The organism is Ferrimonas sediminum (genome assembly GCF_900100175.1).
GTDB classification, from domain to species: Bacteria; Pseudomonadota; Gammaproteobacteria; order Enterobacterales; family Shewanellaceae; genus Ferrimonas; species Ferrimonas sediminum.
This window is the reverse complement of the sequence record NZ_FNEM01000006.1, coordinates 26,349-43,845: the sequence shown is the minus strand read 5'-3', so window position 1 is coordinate 43,845 and position 17,497 is coordinate 26,349. Positions and strand designations below refer to the sequence as shown.

Below are 17,497 nucleotides of genomic sequence, written 5' to 3'. Positions count from 1 at the left end.
TAATTATTGCTTCTGTTTCAGATCGTTGTCTGATTCGGAATTGGTCCAGGTCACATGCTCGAACATCGCCTCTTTGGCCAGTTCAATTAGCATTGCCTGTTTGGATTCATTCAGTTCACCGTCCAGCAGGTACTGGGCGCGGCGGTACAACTGTTCTAACGAGCGGTATCCACGGGCGGTGGTGTCGTAGCCCGCCAGCTCGCCCCACAGCGCGATGGCACCGGCGGCCATCAGGGCGTACTGGGCGAAGTACATCAGGTAGTCTTTGCTGGCAACAAACAGGTCGATGCTAAAGCCGTATTGCAGCAGCAGTACCCCCAACAGGGTCACACCGAAGATCACCGCGGCGTTGAATAGCTCACTGGCCCAGCGTTCACACACGCTGGCCGCCCAGGCCGGGCGCTTGTAGAAACGCTCGGACAGACGCAGTCGACGCGGCTCTTTCAGACGCAGGCGAGTATTAAGAAAGTTGCGCTGGTCATCGAGCCAGCTGGTGCGGATCAGCTGCGGATTTTCCGGCAGCGGCGCCCGCCACCAATCCAGTTCGGCCACCGAGATGGCGTGTTCAATCAGAGGCAGGTGCTGTCGAAAACGACGCGGGATCAGCGGCGTCGGCGACGGTGCAATGGCCGACAGGTTCAGGAAGCCGCGGATGCGCATCCCTTCGGCCACGCCGCGAGCCAGTTGATATTGCCACTTGAGCTCACGCTTAGCGGCGAACCGAATGATGGCGTAACAGCCAAGCATAGCGGCGAACATGATGGCGATAAGCCAGGAGCCGGTGGACAGCTCCAGAAAGTTGGACACCACTTCGTACAGGCCCAGGGCGATCAACGCGAACAGAAAAAACATCTGGGTTAAACGTCGATAGCGGGTCTGTTGATTCAACGCCATGGCATCGGCTTTAAGGAAGATGCGTTGAGACTCCTGCAGACCCGGCGCTGGCCAGGCGGTCGCCGGATCGGCTTCAATGTTGCGCGCATGCTGGTTATAGAACCGCAGCTCTTTCAACATCAACTCAAACTCTTGCGTCAGAAACCCACTGGGGGCGATGTCGCTGTCGTCGTCGTGGTTATGGCAAACGTACAGGCCGCTGCCCTCGGGCAAGGCACCACTAAGCCCGGTCACCGGCAGTTTGGCATACGCCAGAGCGGAGGGAACCAAAGGCTGATCGGGGCGCGCCGACGGAATATGGTGAACCACTCCGCCCTGCTGGCCATCAAAATCGGACACTGGTGCCAGCGCCGGATTGGCAATGCCCAGTGGCCACTGCAATGGCAGGCCCAGCTTATACGCCACCGCATCTGCGGTGCCGCCACTGCCCCGGGACGGCGCCCCGTCCCACAAGGACAGCAACACCTGGGCGTATTTGGCCACAAACACACTCTGGTTCAGATACAGGTGATTGCGGGCTTCACCATACTCCCGATCCGCCAACGCGGTGGCCAGTTGCTGCTCATCGAGCACACTCTGAACCTGGATGATCTCATCGTTGTCATGGCGAAGCTGGGCCAGGTGGGCATGGAATTCGGTGACCGCATCGGGGGCAAACTTCAGGCCTTCGAAATCTTGCAGGTAGGACGCCTCGTCCATGGGCAGGCAGGCGATGATTTTGAGGCTGTCGGGGCCCCACTGGGCACGCAACTCACGGGCCACCTCCACCACCAGGGTGTCGGCCCCCACCGCCATGCCAGACAACAACCATATGGGGGTGTCGGTCAACTGCTGACGCCAGAAAATCAGCGCCTCCCGCACCCGCTGGCGTAACGCCTGAGTCGAGTTGGGGTCTAAGTTCCTGTGGCCGCTGACACCAATAATAAACGGTAACTGACTTGCTGTTCCCTGTGCGTCTTCAACCACGTGCACGTGTTCCTTTCACTATCCTGAGTCCGACTGGCTCCGAGCGTGAGATTGACCTCATTCGCATGGTGAGCCGGTGTTAAGTGGATCATAACACCACAGTCAAACAATTGATTCAAATGTCATTATTCTAATCTACACAAAAATGCAGCCTGAAACGGCGGTCAGGGCCACAAAATCAGTCTCTGGCGGCAAACGGGATTCAGTTCGATGGCAAATCAACCACCTGCTGCCCACCCGGCGGTGCCGACGCTAAACCAAGGGGGGCGTGCGCTATGGTGGAAGATGGGAACCGCACCGAAGGAAAGAACCAGGGGGCAACTAAAATGCCACTGCCACAATAACCTAACTACTGATAGCGGGCGTTGTCGGTAACTTTCTGTTTGATAAAATCGACAAAACACCGCACCTTAAGTGGCACATAGCGGTTTTGTGGGTAGATGGCATTGAAGGGGAGCGACTGGGCGCTGTAGTCGGCCATCACCCGAACCAGCCGGCCGGCAGCCAGGGGTTCGGTCACCACCCAGACGGGCAACGCTGCCAGGCCCTACTTGCCCAGTGACTGCTGGTGCTCATCGATCAGCATCGCCATCGCCGCCTCGGCTCGCCGCTGCACCGGCTCCAGCGCTTCTCCGGCCGCAAAGGCCTCCACCACCTCGTAATAGCACTTGAGCTTGGGTTCGGTGCCCGATGGACGTACCACGACCCGGCTGCCCGCTTGCAGGTGATAGATCAGTACGTCACTGACCGGTAAGTCGATGGACTCGGAGCGGCCATCGGCGAACCTGGTGTGCGATGATTTCAGATCATCCACCGACAGAACTGGCTGACCGGCAATCTCGGTCGGCGGCGTGCTACGCAACTTATCGCCAATGGGCGGCGCCGCCGGGTCCAGGGCAATGCTGCGCTGAGCATTCAAAAACAGGCCATGTTGACGATAGATGGCCTCCAGTTGATCCCAGATGGTCATTCCCTTGGTCGCCAACCCGGCGGTCAACTGGGCGAAGGCCACCAGGGCCGACAAACCGTCCTTATCCCAGACCTCGCTGCCGACGGTGTAGCCCAGCGCCTCTTCGTAGGCAAACAGGAACTGATGCTCGGCGCTTTGCTGCTCCATGGCCACATTCGTCAGCCACTTAAAGCCGGTCAGCGTTTGGTAATAACGGGCTCCCGCCGCCTTGGCAATGCGCTGCAGCAGGCTGGAAGAAACGATGGTGGTACCGACCAAGTCCTGCTGTGGCCGCGCCCGCGACAACAGGTAGTGGCCGAACAGCACGCCCACCTGATCGCCGGTCAGCATCTGGTATTCACCATCTGGCCGGCGCACCGCCACCGCAAGCCGGTCAGCATCGGGGTCATTGGCACAGGCCAGGGTGGCATCATGGGCGCGGGCTTCCTCGATGACCAGGTCCATGGCGCCGGCCTCCTCCGGATTGGGAAAGTTCACCGTCGGAAAGCGACCGTCCGGCTCTCTTTGCGCCGCCACGCTGTACACATTACAGAACCCTGCATCCGCCAACAGTGCTTCCGCCATCTCGGCCCCAACCCCATGCATGGCGGTATAGGCCAGGCTGATGTTCTGTGGCTGAGTATGGTTGTTCAACAGAGGGTTGGCCTTCATGGTATCCCGATAGGACTGGTAGAAACCGTCATCCAACCACAGCAACAATCCCTGCTGCTGAGCCTTGTCCAGATCCATCAGTTGCAGGTCAGATTGAGCGGCCCGCTCAATCTCGGCGGCAATGCCGCTGTCGTGGGGCGAGATGATCTGGGCGCCGTTGCCCCAATACACCTTAAACCCATTGTATTGGGGCGGATTGTGGCTGGCAGTCACCACGATGCCAGCGGCGGTGCCTAAATGGTTTACCCCGTAAGCCACCAGAGGTGTGGCCGCCACTCGAAGCGTCAGATACACCTTGATACCGTGGGCGGTCAGCGCCGAAGCGGAATCGATGGCAAACTGGCGCGAGTCAGGACGGCCGTCATAACCAATCACCACCCCCTGCCCGGCCGCCTCGGCGCACTGGGACTTCAGGTAGTGGGCCAGCCCGGTGGCCGTTTCCTGAATCACCAAACGGTTCATGCGGTTAGGGCCGGCTCCCACCACTCCTCTCAAGCCTGCGGTGCCAAAAGCCAACCGGGTTTCAAACCGGCTCTTGAGAGCGGCCTCATCCCGCGCGTCCACCAAGGCCTGCAACTCCTCCCGGGTTTTGGCATCCGGGTCCCGGGCGATCCAGCGGGCGATCTCTGCGTTCATCATGGCGGTTTCCTGTAGTCGACAATGACTCAACAATACCGCCAATACGAATAATTCGCATTAGCGAACTTAAAAATCATTGATGTCGGTGTTGATGGATACCTACCAGTATAGTGACCGGCAATCCACCGGTACCGTACACTGCGGTACTCCAAACTCGAAGCACCGCTTTTCGAAGCGGTTGGGATGGATTTGAGACAACAAAAAAGCCCAACCTCCGAAGGAGATTGAGCTTTAATGTACTAACCACAAGGGTCAGAAGATGGTGCCCCGGGCCGGACTTGAACCGGCACGCTGTTACCCCTCCCCTGATGACATCACCAGGCGATTCACCCCAGCGATGACAGCCGTCAATCCGGGCAACCCCGATTGAGCCAGAGGCCCCATGACGCCCCATACCGATCATTGATGGCTGCGAAAGTCCCTGTTTTGAAGGCGGGTGGTTTTCTGGTCATGAAGGCCACTCTACCACCTTAATGGGGGGCCGGGGTCTAAGACCACTACCGTGCCGGTCTAATTTTCCATCAGCCGAATAGTGAATAGCAGCATATAAAAAGGCAGCCCGAAAGAATTTTCGGGCTGTTATGTGAATCAAACGCTATTTGGTTAATGGGAATTTGCAGCTCCCCTTACCCGGCATAGGATCGGGTTCGGAGGGTAAATTCAGGAACTCGTAGCTGGGATCAATGCCTCCAATATCGCTACCATCGTGCCATTCGCTCGATTTTCCATCCTGGCTCCTATCACGACCGCCTTTGAACTTATCCATATAATCGTCGCTGAAGTGTCCGGTGGCCGGTACGTTGGTAAACCAGTCAAAAACCGTTAACCGACGCATTACCCGCCATTCGTCACCGCGCTTTTCAAAATTAAACAGCATTCTGCCATACAGGGTAACTTCGCGTGCTTTGTCACCTTCACCGGCCAAGTGGTAAGCGTAAACGTAGCTTTCGGCCTTGGCGGTATTTTCATCGACCAGATCGATGAGAATGTTACTGATACGGTGTTGCGTCATTCTTAGGCCAGCAAAGCCGCTCATAGCCTGACAGGGAAAGTTATTGTAGGTCCCTGGTGCCGGGTTGCTCTCGGCATCGGTAAAGAACACCGGGAACTCGGGATCCTGGTGCTCCTCGATGGCTTCCGGCCAGTACACGGAGCGCATCAGGCCACGATCCATACGGTCCAGTGAGCGGCCGAGATGGTAGATCACTTCGGTGATGGCCTGCTTGTCGAGCAGATCCTGGATCCGGTTCTCCGTGCTTCGACGCCACTGTTTGCCCTCGGCAGACTTATCGCTGAACTGCCGGTCAACGCCGGCACCGGAAGCGGTTTCGCCAGCCATGGCGGAGGAAGTCGCTACCGCCGCCAGGCAGAACAGAGTCATGCCGAGCAGCCGGTTCAGGCTTGAGGTTTGTTTGAGTAGTTTCATCTAATTCTTTCCTTGGGTTGTTCCGATATCGAAGCCGAGCTCCGACAAACTGAAACTGTACTTGTTGGGGTTCCCCTGCCCGGGACAGAGGAGGGAACACCGTTGGCGTTAACCGCTACTTCTCGGCCAATGCATTCTTCAGGGCCGAGAGGTATCCGTGGCGCATCTTCTGGCTCACCGGCGCTCCAGGTACAAAGACCTGGCCCCCGTGGTACATGCCGGGGAAGACCGCCAGCTCGGTGGAAACACCGGCGGCCATCAGGCGCTGGGCATAGTCGACGACCTCGTCTCTGAACAGATCAACCGCGCCAATGGTCATATAGGTTTTGGGCAATCCCCCCATCTCCTTCGCCCTGGCAGGGGCCGCATAGGGGGATGCTGCAGCGCCCGGAGTCCCCCCCAGGTACATCTCCCAGGCGTTAAATGAGGTTTGGCGGTTCCACACCGGGTAGTCCTCAACAGATCCGGAGGGGGTGTTGTGCAGGTTGTCCAACATGGGGTAAATCAGCAACTGCAGCGCAATGGCCGGGCCCTGGGCATCACGATTGTGCAGTACCATCCCTGCGGCCATACCCGCGCCCGCGCTATCGCCACCGACGGCGATGCGGTCAGGATCGATACCCAGCTCCTCTGCGTGCCTTACCGCCCACAAAAATGCTGCATAGACGTCGTTATGCCCGGCTGGGAACGGATGCTCCGGAGCCAGCCGATACTCGACCGAGATAACGGTCGCGCCCAACTCTTTGGCAAATTCGCCGGTAAAGTCGTTGCTGTCAGCCCGGCCCATGACGTAACCGCCTCCGTGGATCCACAGGATGGCGGGAGTAACCGCCGCGCTGTTTTCAGGACGATAAACAAAGACCGGGACCTCCCCGTCCGCGGTTACAACGTGTTTCTGTTCAACCGTGACTCCGGGGGTGTCCGGAAACTTCAACATGTTGTGCACTGTGGCTCGAGCTTCGAGGACGGTATCCCGGGTGATCACCGCCAACTCTGACGGCATCTGATCCAGCGGCGCCCTGATGTCAGGGTCGATGAACTCCCTGACGTTTTTCGATGCGTCAGCGGTTAACGCGCTGTCCATCGTATTTGAATTCTCGACGGCACATCCCGCCAGGAAGCCCAGAGCCAGGGCGGTAACCAGTAGGTTTTTAGGCGACTTTATGTTCATGACATCCTCATTAATTCAGATAGTTAGCCGCTCGCAAGGCGCGGCTTGGAAATTCGTTGGCGACAGTTAGGAGGTCGATGCCAATTGGATCAGTTCTCGACCTCTAACAAATGGTGCTAGTGCCTAGCTATAGGTGCCACGAATCGGATAGTTGTTCGCCGGATTGCGGATGAAGGCCAGCCCGGAGAGCAGAATTCCCAACTCGGGACGGGCAAAAGGACCGTTGGACATATCCAATACCTGAACCTGTCCATTGTCGTTGATCACATACAGGCCGGGTTCGGCAAATGGGTGATCCGTTTCCTGCTCTGAGCGAGGGTGGGAGATATAGAGACCCAACTGTTGCATCTGCGCAATGCTCAGGCCATAAGCTATCGGGTAACTGGCTGTCAGTTCAGGCATATGGGCGGTTAGCTGTGCCTCGCTATCGGCCGATACCGCGACAATATCGATACCGAGCTTGAAAAATTCCGCTTTGAGCTTTTCAAGTTCATTGAGGTAACGGGTACATAGCGGACAGTGCTTACCGCGATAGACCACCACCATCTGCCAGTCCGCGCCCCCCTGTGGGACTCCCAGGGTGATCGGTTCACCGCCAGCCTTGACCACCTCAATCGCTGGAAACTGTTCGCCGGCTGCAATTTTTTTTGAACTCATAGTCATTACCTTTGCTACCACATAGACACGAGCGGCCTAAAGGGTAGCAATTATGAAAGTGTGGGCAGCAGCGGGTGAACCCGCCACGTAACAAGCAGAGTTCAACGATTGGGCCGCCGCCCGAGACAAGTATAGATAGGACCGCTAGCTACACTCTGTTAGAAGCTGAGGTAGTTGTAACTGTCATCCGCTTTATCGCGCTTACCTCGGAGTTTATCGCTGTAGTTTTCTGCCCAGATGGCGGTGGCGTTCTGGTTCTGATTCCAGTCAAAGGTGGTAGAGCGGTGTTTGATTTTCCAAACCCCATTGCGTCGCTCAAACTGGAAATGGTGACGGCCGCCTAAGATGCCCTCCTTCTCAACCCCATCCTCTTCATGAACGTGGTAGGCCCACACATAGGCCTCGGCGGTGGCGGTATCACCATCGATCTCGATAAGGGGGTTACTGATGCGGTGCTGGGTCACCTTCAGCGCTCTGAACCCCTCCATCGCCGGCTCGACGAATGCGTGGGCATTGTCGTTATAGAAAAACAGATCCGGGAAGATGGGATCCTGATGCTCCTCGATGGCGTCCTCCCAATAGGTGGACTTCATCAGTTCGCCATCGACGCGATCGAGGGCTCGGGCGAATTTGTACATCAACTCGGTCATCTCTTGCTTGTCGAGCAGTTGTTTCAGTTTCTGTTGCATATCCATGATTCTCTCCTTATCTCAGCCTCAGGAGGCTGCCTGAGGCTGTTAACGGTCAATGTGAAACGCGGGATTACTTGCTTTCCCACTCATCGATGGGATCCAGCACGGTGAATTTACGGGGGCTGGCCAACAGATCTGGCAGGTAGGCCTCGTATTCATCGCGGTAGGACTTGCCCTGCAACTGGTTCTTCATAAAGTCGTCCATCGACGGCTCATTCCAGCGCTCATACAGAGTGAATTTATTCGGGTTATTGGCGTCCCGATGGAAGTAGGTGGAGACAAAGGTGTCCTCTTTGGACATCGCCTCCAGGACGCCGGTGGCGCCTTTGACAAACTTGTCGACACTCTCGGGCTTAACATCAAATTCAACATAAAAAACAAGATCTTTTGCCATGATTGATTACCTCTCTAGATATCTCGTATCAAATAGGCTGCAGCCGGTCACCGCTTAGCGATGGGTTTCAGACACAACCGGATCAAACGACCGCTTCAGCTCGAATTCGCCCATCGGGCGCCACCGCCGGTAATCGCTGTCGTTGACACTGAGACTCATGATAGATACTGCGCTTTAAGAATATAACTAGGGCATTTTGAATAGCATGAATTCCAATATGGAATTCATGCTAGCAAGGGAGAGCGGATCAACTGAGCGCCATGCGAGCATTTGTTCGAGTTGTACAGACTGGTAGTGTTTCATCGGCGGCCAGAGAACAGAGCTCGACTCAAGGCAGAATCGGTAAAACGGTGTCTGCTTTAGAGGCCAAACTCAGGGCAAGCGGTTAACCCGCAGCAGCCGCGAACGGACTCTGACCCAGGCCGGCGTAGAGTACTATGACAAATGTGTGGCAATTCTGTCCGAACTGGATGAGGCACTTGCGTTGATCAGTTCCCGGGTGGCAACGCCTCAAGGCGTTCTCCGGGTTGCAGCACCGGTAGTGTTTGGCCGCCTGGTCATTGCACCGAGTTTGGCTGAGTTTCTGTCACTCTCCCCCGATATTGAGGTAGATCTGGCGTTAAGTGACAAGCATGTAGACCTTATCAGTGAAGGCGTCGACGTCGCCATCCGGACTAAGGTGCTGGAGGACTCATCCCTGGTCGCCAGGCACCTGTTCGACAACCCTATGCTATTGGTCGCCGCTCCCGATTATCTGGCACAGCACGGAGAACCCAAAGAGCCGGCGGACCTGCAAAGACACAACTGTCTGATCTATTCGATGCTGAAGAGCATTAACATCTGGCATTTTTCCCATCACGACCCAAACGTCTCTGTCGCCTTGAATGGCAACATCCAAGGCGATAATGGTGATGTGATCCTGAAACTGGTGCTTGATGGGGCAGGCCTTGCCCAGTTAAATATCTGGATGCTTGATGAACACCTTAAATCAGGTAGGCTGGAACCGGTATTATCTGACTTTGTGGCAACACCGCTTCCTGTTAACGCGATCTATCCGCAAAGCCACTATGTCCCCCTTAAAGTTCGATGTTTTATCAATTTTATAAAACAGAAAATCTCCAAAAATTTGGTATTCCAGTAATTGCCTGAATGGCTTTTCAATCGTGAATCGCGTCATCGCGAGCGACTCGGATAACGGATTTCCCCGTCACTGGGTGCGCCGCGACGGTGCTCCTTCCCTACTAAATTGGCCGCGGTTACGACACCTTGGTCACACAGCCGATGTCGATAGGTATCGTCTGTTCTGACCCCATTGCCATCTGGGACTCCCACGGTCCAGTTTAGTCACAATTTTAGTTACGAATTTAAAGTAAATGGGAATGCACTTCTGCGTGAGTGGTAAGAAAACCACATATTAAATACGAAGGGTAGGCAGACAACAAAAAAGCCCAACCTCCGAAGGAGATTGAGCTTTAATGTACTAACCACAAGGGTCAGAAGATGGTGCCCCGGGCCGGACTTGAACCGGCACGCTGTTACCAGCGAGGGATTTTAAATCCCTTGTGTCTACCAATTTCACCACCAGGGCAGAATACAGGCACCGTATCCGGCATCTCTATTCCAAATAGTGGAGGCGCGTCCCGGAGTCGAACCGAGGTCCACGGATTTGCAATCCGCTGCATAGCCACTCTGCCAACGCGCCATTTTTCTGCCTTCGTCCCCGAAGACGCTGTGTATTCTACTTAAACCCTAACCGCCGTCAATAACCATTTGTCTTCAAACAGGTTAACTGCTGTCAAAACGGCCAATGGGGTTTAACCGTGAGCACTCAGATCCTTCCAGGCCGCTTTCAGATACACCAGCATAGACCATAGGGTCAGTGCCGTGGCCACATACAGCATCACCATGGAGATATTGACCATCTCCTCGCTCATCTGCGCAATCAGGCCGGTAATGGCCAGCATCTGGGCGGCGGTTTTGAATTTGCCAATCCAGGACACCGCCACGCTACTGCGTTTGCCCATCTCCGCCATCCACTCACGCAGGGCTGAAATCACAATCTCCCGGCCGATCATAATAATGGCGGCGATGGTCATCCAGATGGAGCTTTCGTAACTCTGCACCAGCACCACCAGGGCACTGGCGACCATCACCTTGTCGACCACCGGATCGAGAAAGGCGCCAAACGGCGTAGTCTGGTTGAGTTTTCGTGCCAGGTAGCCATCCAGTGCATCGGTAAACGCCGCCAGCATGAAGATACCCGCTGCGGTCACGTATGCGTATTCCCACGGTAGATAAAAGAACACCAAAAAGAACGGGATCAGTACGAGCCGTAACAGTGTGAGAATATTTGGAATATTAAAGGTCAAAACAAACGCCCTAGCTGGCTCACGTAGCCGTCAATCATGCCCAAAAGCGGTTAGCCGCGCAATGCGTCATGTATCTTTTGTGCCAGTTCTGCGCTAATTCCCGGTACTTTGCTCAATTCCTCAACACTGGCCCCTTTGATCTCCTGCAATCCGCCCATGTATTTGAGCAGAGATTGACGTCGTTTGGCGCCCACTCCGGGGATCTGTTCGAGGGTGGATTGGGATCGGGCTTTGCCCCGCGCCGCCCGATGGCCGGAAATGGCAAACCGGTGGGCCTCGTCCCGAATGTGTTGAATCAGGTGCAGGGCCGGCGAGTCGGCGGCCAGATCGATCACCTCCCGGGTAAAGCCGACAAACAGGGTTTCCAAACCCGGCTTACGCCCCTCCCCTTTGGCCACACCAATCAGCAGCGGCAGCCTCAAGCCTTTGGCTCCCAGAGTCTCTTCGACAATGGTTTCCGCCTGACTCAACTGGCCACGCCCGCCGTCGATAAACAAAATGGTGGGAATATTGACCTCCTCCACCACTTTATCGAACCGCCGCCTCAGGGCCTGGGCCATGGCGGCATAATCGTCTCCCGGGGTAATGCCATCGATGTTATAGCGCCGATAGTCCCGCTTCGACGGCCCCTCGGCGTCAAACACCACGCAGCTGGCGACAGTGCGCTCCCCCATGGTATGACTGATGTCGAAGCACTCCATTCGGCTGATGGGCTGACTCAGTTCCAGTGTCTCATTCAGCAACCGGTAGCGATCCGCCACTGTGGTTTTATGGGCCACCTTGCTGGAGAGTGCGGTCACCGCATTGGTCTGGGCCAGCCGCTGAAACTGCGCCCGATCGGCACGGACGGTGTGTTTCAGGGTCACCTTATGGTTGCCGCGCTGGGTCAGCGCCTCCTGCAACGGCAGCTGATCTTCCGGCATCAACGGCAGGATGATCTCCGGCGGGACCTGACGCTCGTCGCCGCCGCCGAGGTAAAACTGCAGCAGAAACGAGGTCAGCAATTCGTCGTCACTGGTGTCTGCCGGCAGGTTGGGAAAGTAGCTACGGCTGCCCAGAATCTTGCCCTCTCGAATGAACAGCATATGGCAACAGGCCATGCCTTTGTCGGTAGCCACCCCCACCACGTCCATTTGGCCCAGAGAGCCGTGCACGCCCTGCTGTTCCTGCACCGTGCGCATCGCCTGTATCTGATCCCGGTACAGGGCCGCCTTTTCAAAGTTCAGGTCGTTACTGGCCTGTTCCATCCAGCCCACCAGTTGATCGATCACCTGGCGGTTTTTGCCTTGAAGAAACAGGGTCGCCATTTTGACCTGCTCGGCGTAATCCTCATCGCTGATCTTACCGACGCAGGGGGCACTGCAGCGCTTAAGCTGGTATTGCAGGCACGGCCGGGAACGGGCTTTGTAATAGCCGTCTTCACACTGTCGAATGGGAAACAGCTTCTGCATCAGGTGCAGACTGTCGCGAACGGCACCGCCATTGGGAAATGGCCCGAAGTAACGGCCCTTGGCCCGCCGGGGGCCACGATGAAACCCCAGTTTGGGGTGCCGGTGCTGGGACAAGAAGATGTAGGGGTAGGATTTGTCGTCTCTAAGCAGAACGTTGTACCTGGGCATGTACAACTTAATGTAATCGTGCTCCAGGATCAGCGCTTCGGTTTCGGTATGGGTAACGGTGACTTCGATAAAGCCGATGTTGGCCACCAGCGCCTGGGTCTTGGCATCGGGCAACTGGGTGCGAAAATAGGAGCTGAGTCGTTTCTTAAGGTTTTTGGCCTTGCCGACGTAGATCACCGTACCGCCGGGGGCATCGTACATACGATACACCCCAGGTTGGGAAGTTACGGCCTTTAAAAACGCCTTGGCATCAAATTGTGTGTCGGTCATTCAAGCTGGGGATCAGAGTTTCTCTGCATCCAGCATACCATAGCGAATGGCCAGACGGGTCAACTCCACATCGCCGCCGATGTTCAGCTTCTGGAACAGGCGGTAGCGATAACTGTTGACGGTCTTAGGGCTCAGATTCAGGCTTTCGGAGATGTCGCTGACCTTCTGTCCGGCGGTAATCATCATCATGATCTGCAGTTCCCGCTCCGACAGGTCGTCGAACGGGTTCTCTTCGGTCTTGAATTTATTCAACGCCATCTGCTGGGCAATCTGCGGAGACAGGTAGCGCTGACCGCATGCCACCTGGCGAATCGCCTGAACCATTTCGCCCGGAGGCGCATTCTTGGTCAGGTAGCCCGCAGCGCCGGCCTGCATCACCTTGGTGGGAAACGGCTCTTCGGTATGGATGGTCAACACAATGATCTTGGCGTCGGGATTAAAACGGAGAATCTTACGAGTGGCCTCCAAACCGCCAATGCCCGGCATGTTCATGTCCATTAAAATGACATCAACATCGTTTTTGCGGCACCAGTTTACCGCGACTTCACCGTCTTCGGCTTCACCAACCACTTTGATGCCCCGCTCATCATCCAAGATTCGACGGATGCCGGTACGCACCAGTGCGTGGTCGTCAACTAGGTAGATATGGATCAAACGCCAACCCCTTTATACAAACCGTTATCACTGCTCAGTCAGCAGTCCTTCGATAATACTGAAATTACTGATGCGATCAAGGGCTTACACCAGTTTACACCCGGACGGCCCCTGCCGACACTCACTCTCATAAACTATTGATTATTAATGCACTTAATCAATTATCCCGCGAACAACCTTGCCGACTTGAGCCCCCGTTTGGCAACTAAGCGTGACAGTCTTTGCCTCTTGAATTTGAACCAGCTTATCAAGGATTTACTCCAAAAAAATCGGCTTTATTATCACTCCTAACGACCCAACGGCAATCACTCACGGTGGCAATGGACAAAGTCGCAACAGGCGAATAATCATGCGCTTATATGTGCAGATCACCCCCACCAAAACCCAAAAGAGAAAAAATTATTAGCGATTATGTCTGGATTGTGCGCACCAAAACAGGCAAACCACCTGAGAATCCACACTATTACTGCCAATAACGGCGCCCAAAAGCCACCGCAACGGAAACGACTCACAACAGAGCGGAGTGATCATTGGGTAAGCCTTCACAGGATAGTAACCGACTCCCCCATCGCAGCTAACCCTGGTTTGCCGCAGCCGTAGGATGCCGGTTGCTCCACCAAAGCCTTGTTAACTTCCTGATCTTGGCTCATTTTACTCCTGGTTCCACAGGCAGAAAATTTTGCTCGCCAGGCATCAATCTGGCTTTTCGCGGGTCGACCCGTGGCAGATTAGGCATTACACTTTGCGCCATAATTGACAATCAAGGAACGCACCCCATGCCACAAATGCTGCACACTATGCTGCGCGTGGGCGATCTCGATCGCTCCATTCAATTCTATACCGACGTCCTGGGCATGACCCTACTGCGTAAATCAGAAAATCCAGAGTACAAGTACACCTTGGCGTTTGTCGGTTACGGAGAAGAGAAAGAGGGTCATGCGGTGGTCGAACTGACCTATAACTGGGGCGTCAGCGATTACGATCCTGGCAACGCCTTTGGCCACCTGGCTCTCGGTTTTGATGACATCTACCAGGCCTGCGCCAAGATCAAAGCCGCCGGCGGCGAAGTGACCCGTGAACCCGGACCAGTACTGGGTGGCAACACCCACATCGCCTTTGTCCGCGACCCCGATGGTTACATGATTGAACTGATTCAACAGAGTCAGGCAAGTGCAGGATTGGACAACTAAACACAGCTCCCGTCGGGTCGTCAGGCCCGGCTCAAGACCTATGCTCAAATCAACGCTTCTCGACACCCTAAACCGTCTCGGCCCGGCCCGCTTTGTCCTCGACAGTCGCGCGGTACGCTCCGGCGATGCCTTCGTCTGCAAGCAGGGCCTGAATCAGGACAGCCATCAATTTGCCGAGGCGGCAGTGGATGCTGGCGCCTGTGTGGTGATTGCCACCCGGCCTCTGGCGCTGAGTGTTCCCTGCCTGGTGACCGGTAGCTTTGCCGCCAGCATCAGCCTGATCAATCACTACCTTCAGTTTCCCGCAGAGGGACTGACTCAGATAGGCGTCACCGGAACCAACGGCAAAACCACGGTGGCCTATGGCCTGCATCAGCTGCTGAACCAGGAAGACCACAGCAGCTACAGCGGCACATTAGGCCGGCTGGCGGGCAATCATCTTGTGCCGCAGCTGAACACCACCGCCGACGCCGTGACCCTGCTCAACCAGTTTCATGAGCTACGGCAACAGGGGTATCGTCATCATGTGATGGAGGTCAGCAGCCATGCACTGGCCCAGGATCGGGTCGACGCCATGCTGTTTGATGTCGCGGTATTCACCAACATCAGCGAGGATCACCTCGACTTCCATGGCCATCGCGATGCCTATCAGCAAGCCAAGCTGCGACTCATTGATCGGCTTAAGCCCGGCGGCACGGCGGTGATCAACCTGGATGACGACAGTGCCGCCGTGATTGCGGATCGTTGCCGCCAGCGTGCCGATATCATCGGTTACAGCTGCACGGATTCCAGCGCAACCCTGTACGCCGACATTCACCACTGTGGGGCTCAGGGCAGTGAGTTTGTGCTGCATTATCAGCAAAACCGTTATCCCTGTCGGCTGGCTTTGCCGTTTCAATACAATGTGGAAAATGCCCTGGCGATGATCGGTGCCGCGCTGGCCGCCGGCCACCCCCTGAGCACTGTCATCCACCAACTGGTGCAACTGCGCACCGCGCCGGGACGAGGCCAGCGGATGGTGTGGGCGGACGGCAGCCAGGCCATTGTCGATTATGCGCATAATCAGCCCAGCCTGAGTCTGTTACTCAATCAGGCTCGGCAACAGTGTCAGGGCGCCATCCATACCGTGGTGGGCGTCACCGGCGATCGGATTGAAGACGCCGCTCAGATTGGAACCACCGCACTGACCCTGTCGGATCACTGCTATTTTACCTGTGACAACCCATTAGGCCGGCCGATTGAACAGATCCTGAAGCGTATGGATCCGGATCGGGCAGCCCGGCAGATCCCCTGTCGCCACGGCGCCATCGCCGCCGCCCTGGCCGCCATGAAGCCTGGCGACCTGCTGCTGCTATGCGGCAAAGGCGATGAGCAGTATCAATACCTGAGCGCCGACCGCGCCCATCCTGCCCCTTATGACGGCGACTGGCAGATTCTGACCCAGCTCAGGCCCGCCTCCCGTTAGAACGCCCGGGCGCGCTTTTCGAAAATCAGCTCCTCGCCCACCCGGATTTTCACCGTCGGCCAGAACATCTGATACTGCACCTCGGCGCTTACCGGTTGATCGTCGAGGTGCCCCACCACACGCTGCAGTGCCGGCAAGCCGAAAACGGCGCCGTTGCGATCCACCAACTGCTCGTCCAGGTACAGACGGGTACCGGCCGCCCAAGTCGACTGCACCCGAATCTTATGCCCTTGCCATTCTACACGCCATTGATGAGACATCAGTTTTCTCCAAAATCAGGGTTGCCTCAGTGTAATGGTCACCGCGCCACATTTCGCCCCTCAGACGGGCAACTGGTCATTGTTACAGCAGTTCTTTAGCAAAAAGCGCGAATGCCGACGGGAACTTGGTGACAAAACCCGGGACTCGGGTGAAAATGTTCCTTCGTTCACCCCTTTACCAGCGCCATCCGACGTGATGGGTGTTGAGGTTAGTATGGCAACGCTTGCCGATAAAAAAGATTACTCTCTTTACTCCAATGCCTTTGGCTTTTTGCGCCAGCCTCTGGAGTTTCGTCCAACCCAGTCGAACGCCGACTGGGTGGTCACCGGTGTTCCCTTTGATCTGGCCACTACCGGCCGTCCCGGCAGTCGCAATGGCCCCGATGCCATTCGACGCGCCTCGGTAAATCTGGCCTGGGAAGATCAGCGTTATCCCTGGCGTTTCGCCCTGGAAGATCGGTTGTCCGTAGTGGATTGCGGCGATCTGGTGTTCGACTGTGGCGACGCCGAACAACTGTTGCAGGGGTTGGAAGCCCATGCCGGTTCAGTGCTTGATGCCGATAAACGGATGCTCACCTTTGGTGGTGACCATTTTGTGACTCTGCCACTATTAAGAGCCCACGCTAAAAAATTTGGCCAACTGGCACTGGTCCACTTTGACGCCCACACCGACACCTACAGCATGGGCAGTCGCTACGATCACGGAACCATGTTCTACCACGCCCCGAAAGAGGGGCTGATCGATACCGGGCACTCCATTCAAATAGGCATCCGCACCGAGTACGACTACCAGAATCACCCGTTTGAGGTGCTGACTGCGGACAGCGCCAACGATCTCAGTGCCGATGAGATTGCCGCGCAGATTATTGCCCGGGTTGGAAACCGCCCGGTGTATCTCACCTTCGACATTGACTGCCTGGATCCCGCCTATGCCCCCGGCACAGGAACGCCGGTATGCGGCGGCATGACTACGGATAAGGTACTTAAAGTGCTGCGTAAACTGACTCAATTGCCGATTGTAGGCATGGATGTGGTCGAAGTGGCCCCGGCCTACGATCACGCTGAAACCACCGCCCTGGCCGCCGCCACCATCGCCACCGAATTGCTGTACGTGGTCGCACATCAGAAGTAGCCGGTTTTCGGCTCAGGCCAACGCCGCCTCCAGGGCGGCGTTTTGTTTGCTGCGGTTCAAGATTGATTAAGCTAGGCT

The 17,497-nt window shown here is 56.1% G+C and carries 17 protein-coding genes and 2 tRNA genes; 5 read left to right on the top strand and 14 right to left on the bottom strand.

The annotated features are described in order from the left end of the window. Positions 1 to 3: 3 nt before the first annotated feature. The 8 genes from BLT77_RS09080 to BLT77_RS09045 all read right to left on the bottom strand — a co-directional run bounded on the left by BLT77_RS09080 (position 4) and on the right by BLT77_RS09045 (position 8,460). Complete coding sequence (locus BLT77_RS09080) at positions 4 to 1,860, bottom strand: hypothetical protein (RefSeq protein ID WP_090364951.1); 1,857 nt, start codon at positions 1,858 to 1,860, stop codon at positions 4 to 6. A 349-nt stretch (positions 1,861 to 2,209) separates the two neighbouring features. Then, positions 2,210 to 2,395: a LysR substrate-binding domain-containing protein gene (locus BLT77_RS09075; RefSeq protein WP_245709906.1), complete on the bottom strand. Its 186-nt coding sequence runs from the start codon at positions 2,393 to 2,395 to the stop codon at positions 2,210 to 2,212. Positions 2,396 to 2,407: 12 nt separating this feature from the next. After that, entirely contained in the window at positions 2,408 to 4,117 is a 1,710-nt protein-coding gene (locus BLT77_RS09070) for a phospho-sugar mutase (RefSeq protein WP_090365082.1), read from the bottom strand. 598 nt (positions 4,118 to 4,715) lie between these two features. Beyond that, positions 4,716 to 5,546 carry a nuclear transport factor 2 family protein gene (locus BLT77_RS09065; RefSeq protein ID WP_245709905.1) on the bottom strand — a complete coding sequence of 277 codons (831 nt, stop codon included), beginning with the start codon at positions 5,544 to 5,546 and terminating at the stop codon, positions 4,716 to 4,718. 115 nt (positions 5,547 to 5,661) lie between these two features. Next, positions 5,662 to 6,717, bottom strand: coding sequence for an alpha/beta hydrolase (locus BLT77_RS09060; RefSeq protein WP_090364946.1), 1,056 nt, complete (start codon positions 6,715 to 6,717; stop codon positions 5,662 to 5,664). A gap of 123 nt (positions 6,718 to 6,840) precedes the next feature. Then, positions 6,841 to 7,374 (bottom strand): peroxiredoxin-like family protein, encoded by a 534-nt coding sequence (locus tag BLT77_RS09055; RefSeq protein ID WP_090364944.1) that lies wholly within the window; start codon positions 7,372 to 7,374, stop codon positions 6,841 to 6,843. A 158-nt stretch (positions 7,375 to 7,532) separates the two neighbouring features. Further along, positions 7,533 to 8,069 carry a nuclear transport factor 2 family protein gene (locus BLT77_RS09050; protein WP_090364941.1) on the bottom strand — a complete coding sequence of 179 codons (537 nt, stop codon included), beginning with the start codon at positions 8,067 to 8,069 and terminating at the stop codon, positions 7,533 to 7,535. Positions 8,070 to 8,136: 67 nt separating this feature from the next. After that, positions 8,137 to 8,460, bottom strand: a complete 324-nt coding sequence (locus tag BLT77_RS09045) for a putative quinol monooxygenase (protein ID WP_090364938.1) — start codon at positions 8,458 to 8,460, stop codon at positions 8,137 to 8,139. Between the two features lie 260 nt (positions 8,461 to 8,720). On the opposite strand from BLT77_RS09045, the gene BLT77_RS20630 reads away from it, so the two are divergent. After that, a complete protein-coding gene (locus tag BLT77_RS20630) occupies positions 8,721 to 8,849 on the top strand; it encodes a LysR family transcriptional regulator (protein WP_342707535.1) in 129 nt (42 codons plus the stop codon). 59 nt (positions 8,850 to 8,908) lie between these two features. Continuing rightward, positions 8,909 to 9,601 carry a substrate binding domain-containing protein gene (locus tag BLT77_RS09040; RefSeq protein WP_245709904.1) on the top strand — a complete coding sequence of 231 codons (693 nt, stop codon included), beginning with the start codon at positions 8,909 to 8,911 and terminating at the stop codon, positions 9,599 to 9,601. Between the two features lie 360 nt (positions 9,602 to 9,961). Here the strand turns inward: BLT77_RS09040 and BLT77_RS09035 are convergent. The 5 genes from BLT77_RS09035 to uvrY form a co-directional block, all read right to left on the bottom strand. After that, positions 9,962 to 10,048: transfer RNA gene (locus tag BLT77_RS09035), tRNA-Leu, on the bottom strand. 40 nt (positions 10,049 to 10,088) lie between these two features. Beyond that, positions 10,089 to 10,162, bottom strand: a tRNA-Cys gene (locus tag BLT77_RS09030). Positions 10,163 to 10,274: 112 nt separating this feature from the next. Continuing rightward, positions 10,275 to 10,829: a CDP-diacylglycerol--glycerol-3-phosphate 3-phosphatidyltransferase gene (gene pgsA, locus BLT77_RS09025; RefSeq protein WP_090364936.1), complete on the bottom strand. Its 555-nt coding sequence runs from the start codon at positions 10,827 to 10,829 to the stop codon at positions 10,275 to 10,277. Between the two features lie 50 nt (positions 10,830 to 10,879). Then, on the bottom strand, positions 10,880 to 12,718 hold the full coding sequence (gene uvrC, locus BLT77_RS09020) for an excinuclease ABC subunit UvrC (protein ID WP_090364933.1): 1,839 nt from the start codon (positions 12,716 to 12,718) through the stop codon (positions 10,880 to 10,882). A gap of 12 nt (positions 12,719 to 12,730) precedes the next feature. Next, positions 12,731 to 13,372 carry a UvrY/SirA/GacA family response regulator transcription factor gene (gene uvrY, locus BLT77_RS09015; RefSeq protein ID WP_090364930.1) on the bottom strand — a complete coding sequence of 214 codons (642 nt, stop codon included), beginning with the start codon at positions 13,370 to 13,372 and terminating at the stop codon, positions 12,731 to 12,733. Positions 13,373 to 14,148: 776 nt separating this feature from the next. Here uvrY and gloA point away from each other — a divergent pair. Then, complete coding sequence (gene gloA / locus BLT77_RS09010) at positions 14,149 to 14,562, top strand: lactoylglutathione lyase (RefSeq protein ID WP_090364927.1); 414 nt, start codon at positions 14,149 to 14,151, stop codon at positions 14,560 to 14,562. Positions 14,563 to 14,602: 40 nt separating this feature from the next. Then, entirely contained in the window at positions 14,603 to 16,027 is a 1,425-nt protein-coding gene (locus BLT77_RS09005) for a Mur ligase family protein (protein WP_090364924.1), read from the top strand. On the opposite strand, the gene BLT77_RS09000 is transcribed toward BLT77_RS09005, so the two are convergent. Continuing rightward, positions 16,024 to 16,287, bottom strand: a complete 264-nt coding sequence (locus BLT77_RS09000) for a hypothetical protein (RefSeq protein ID WP_090364922.1) — start codon at positions 16,285 to 16,287, stop codon at positions 16,024 to 16,026. The two genes, BLT77_RS09005 and BLT77_RS09000, sit on opposite strands and share 4 nt — an antisense overlap. A gap of 214 nt (positions 16,288 to 16,501) precedes the next feature. Here BLT77_RS09000 and speB point away from each other — a divergent pair, with 214 nt between their 5' ends. Continuing rightward, positions 16,502 to 17,419, top strand: a complete 918-nt coding sequence (speB, locus tag BLT77_RS08995) for an agmatinase (RefSeq protein ID WP_090364920.1) — start codon at positions 16,502 to 16,504, stop codon at positions 17,417 to 17,419. Positions 17,420 to 17,497: the final 78 nt, after the last annotated feature.

Excerpts from the sequence above, each read along its gene's own strand:
- speB (WP_090364920.1), top strand. The coding sequence starts at position 16,502 with ATGGCAACGCTTGCCGATAAAAAAGATTACTCTCTTTACTCCAATGCC.
- BLT77_RS09060 (WP_090364946.1), bottom strand. The coding sequence starts at position 6,717 with ATGAACATAAAGTCGCCTAAAAACCTACTGGTTACCGCCCTGGCTCTG.
- gloA (WP_090364927.1), top strand. The coding sequence starts at position 14,149 with ATGCCACAAATGCTGCACACTATGCTGCGCGTGGGCGATCTCGATCGC.
- BLT77_RS09065 (WP_245709905.1), bottom strand. The coding sequence starts at position 5,546 with ATGAAACTACTCAAACAAACCTCAAGCCTGAACCGGCTGCTCGGCATG.
- BLT77_RS09005 (WP_090364924.1), top strand. The coding sequence starts at position 14,603 with ATGCTCAAATCAACGCTTCTCGACACCCTAAACCGTCTCGGCCCGGCC.
- BLT77_RS09045 (WP_090364938.1), bottom strand. The coding sequence starts at position 8,460 with ATGGCAAAAGATCTTGTTTTTTATGTTGAATTTGATGTTAAGCCCGAG.
- BLT77_RS09000 (WP_090364922.1), bottom strand. The coding sequence starts at position 16,287 with ATGTCTCATCAATGGCGTGTAGAATGGCAAGGGCATAAGATTCGGGTG.
- BLT77_RS09055 (WP_090364944.1), bottom strand. The coding sequence starts at position 7,374 with ATGAGTTCAAAAAAAATTGCAGCCGGCGAACAGTTTCCAGCGATTGAG.
- BLT77_RS09050 (WP_090364941.1), bottom strand. The coding sequence starts at position 8,069 with ATGGATATGCAACAGAAACTGAAACAACTGCTCGACAAGCAAGAGATG.
- BLT77_RS09070 (WP_090365082.1), bottom strand. The coding sequence starts at position 4,117 with ATGAACGCAGAGATCGCCCGCTGGATCGCCCGGGACCCGGATGCCAAA.
- BLT77_RS20630 (WP_342707535.1), top strand. The coding sequence starts at position 8,721 with ATGCGAGCATTTGTTCGAGTTGTACAGACTGGTAGTGTTTCATCGGCG.
- uvrC (WP_090364933.1), bottom strand. The coding sequence starts at position 12,718 with ATGACCGACACACAATTTGATGCCAAGGCGTTTTTAAAGGCCGTAACT.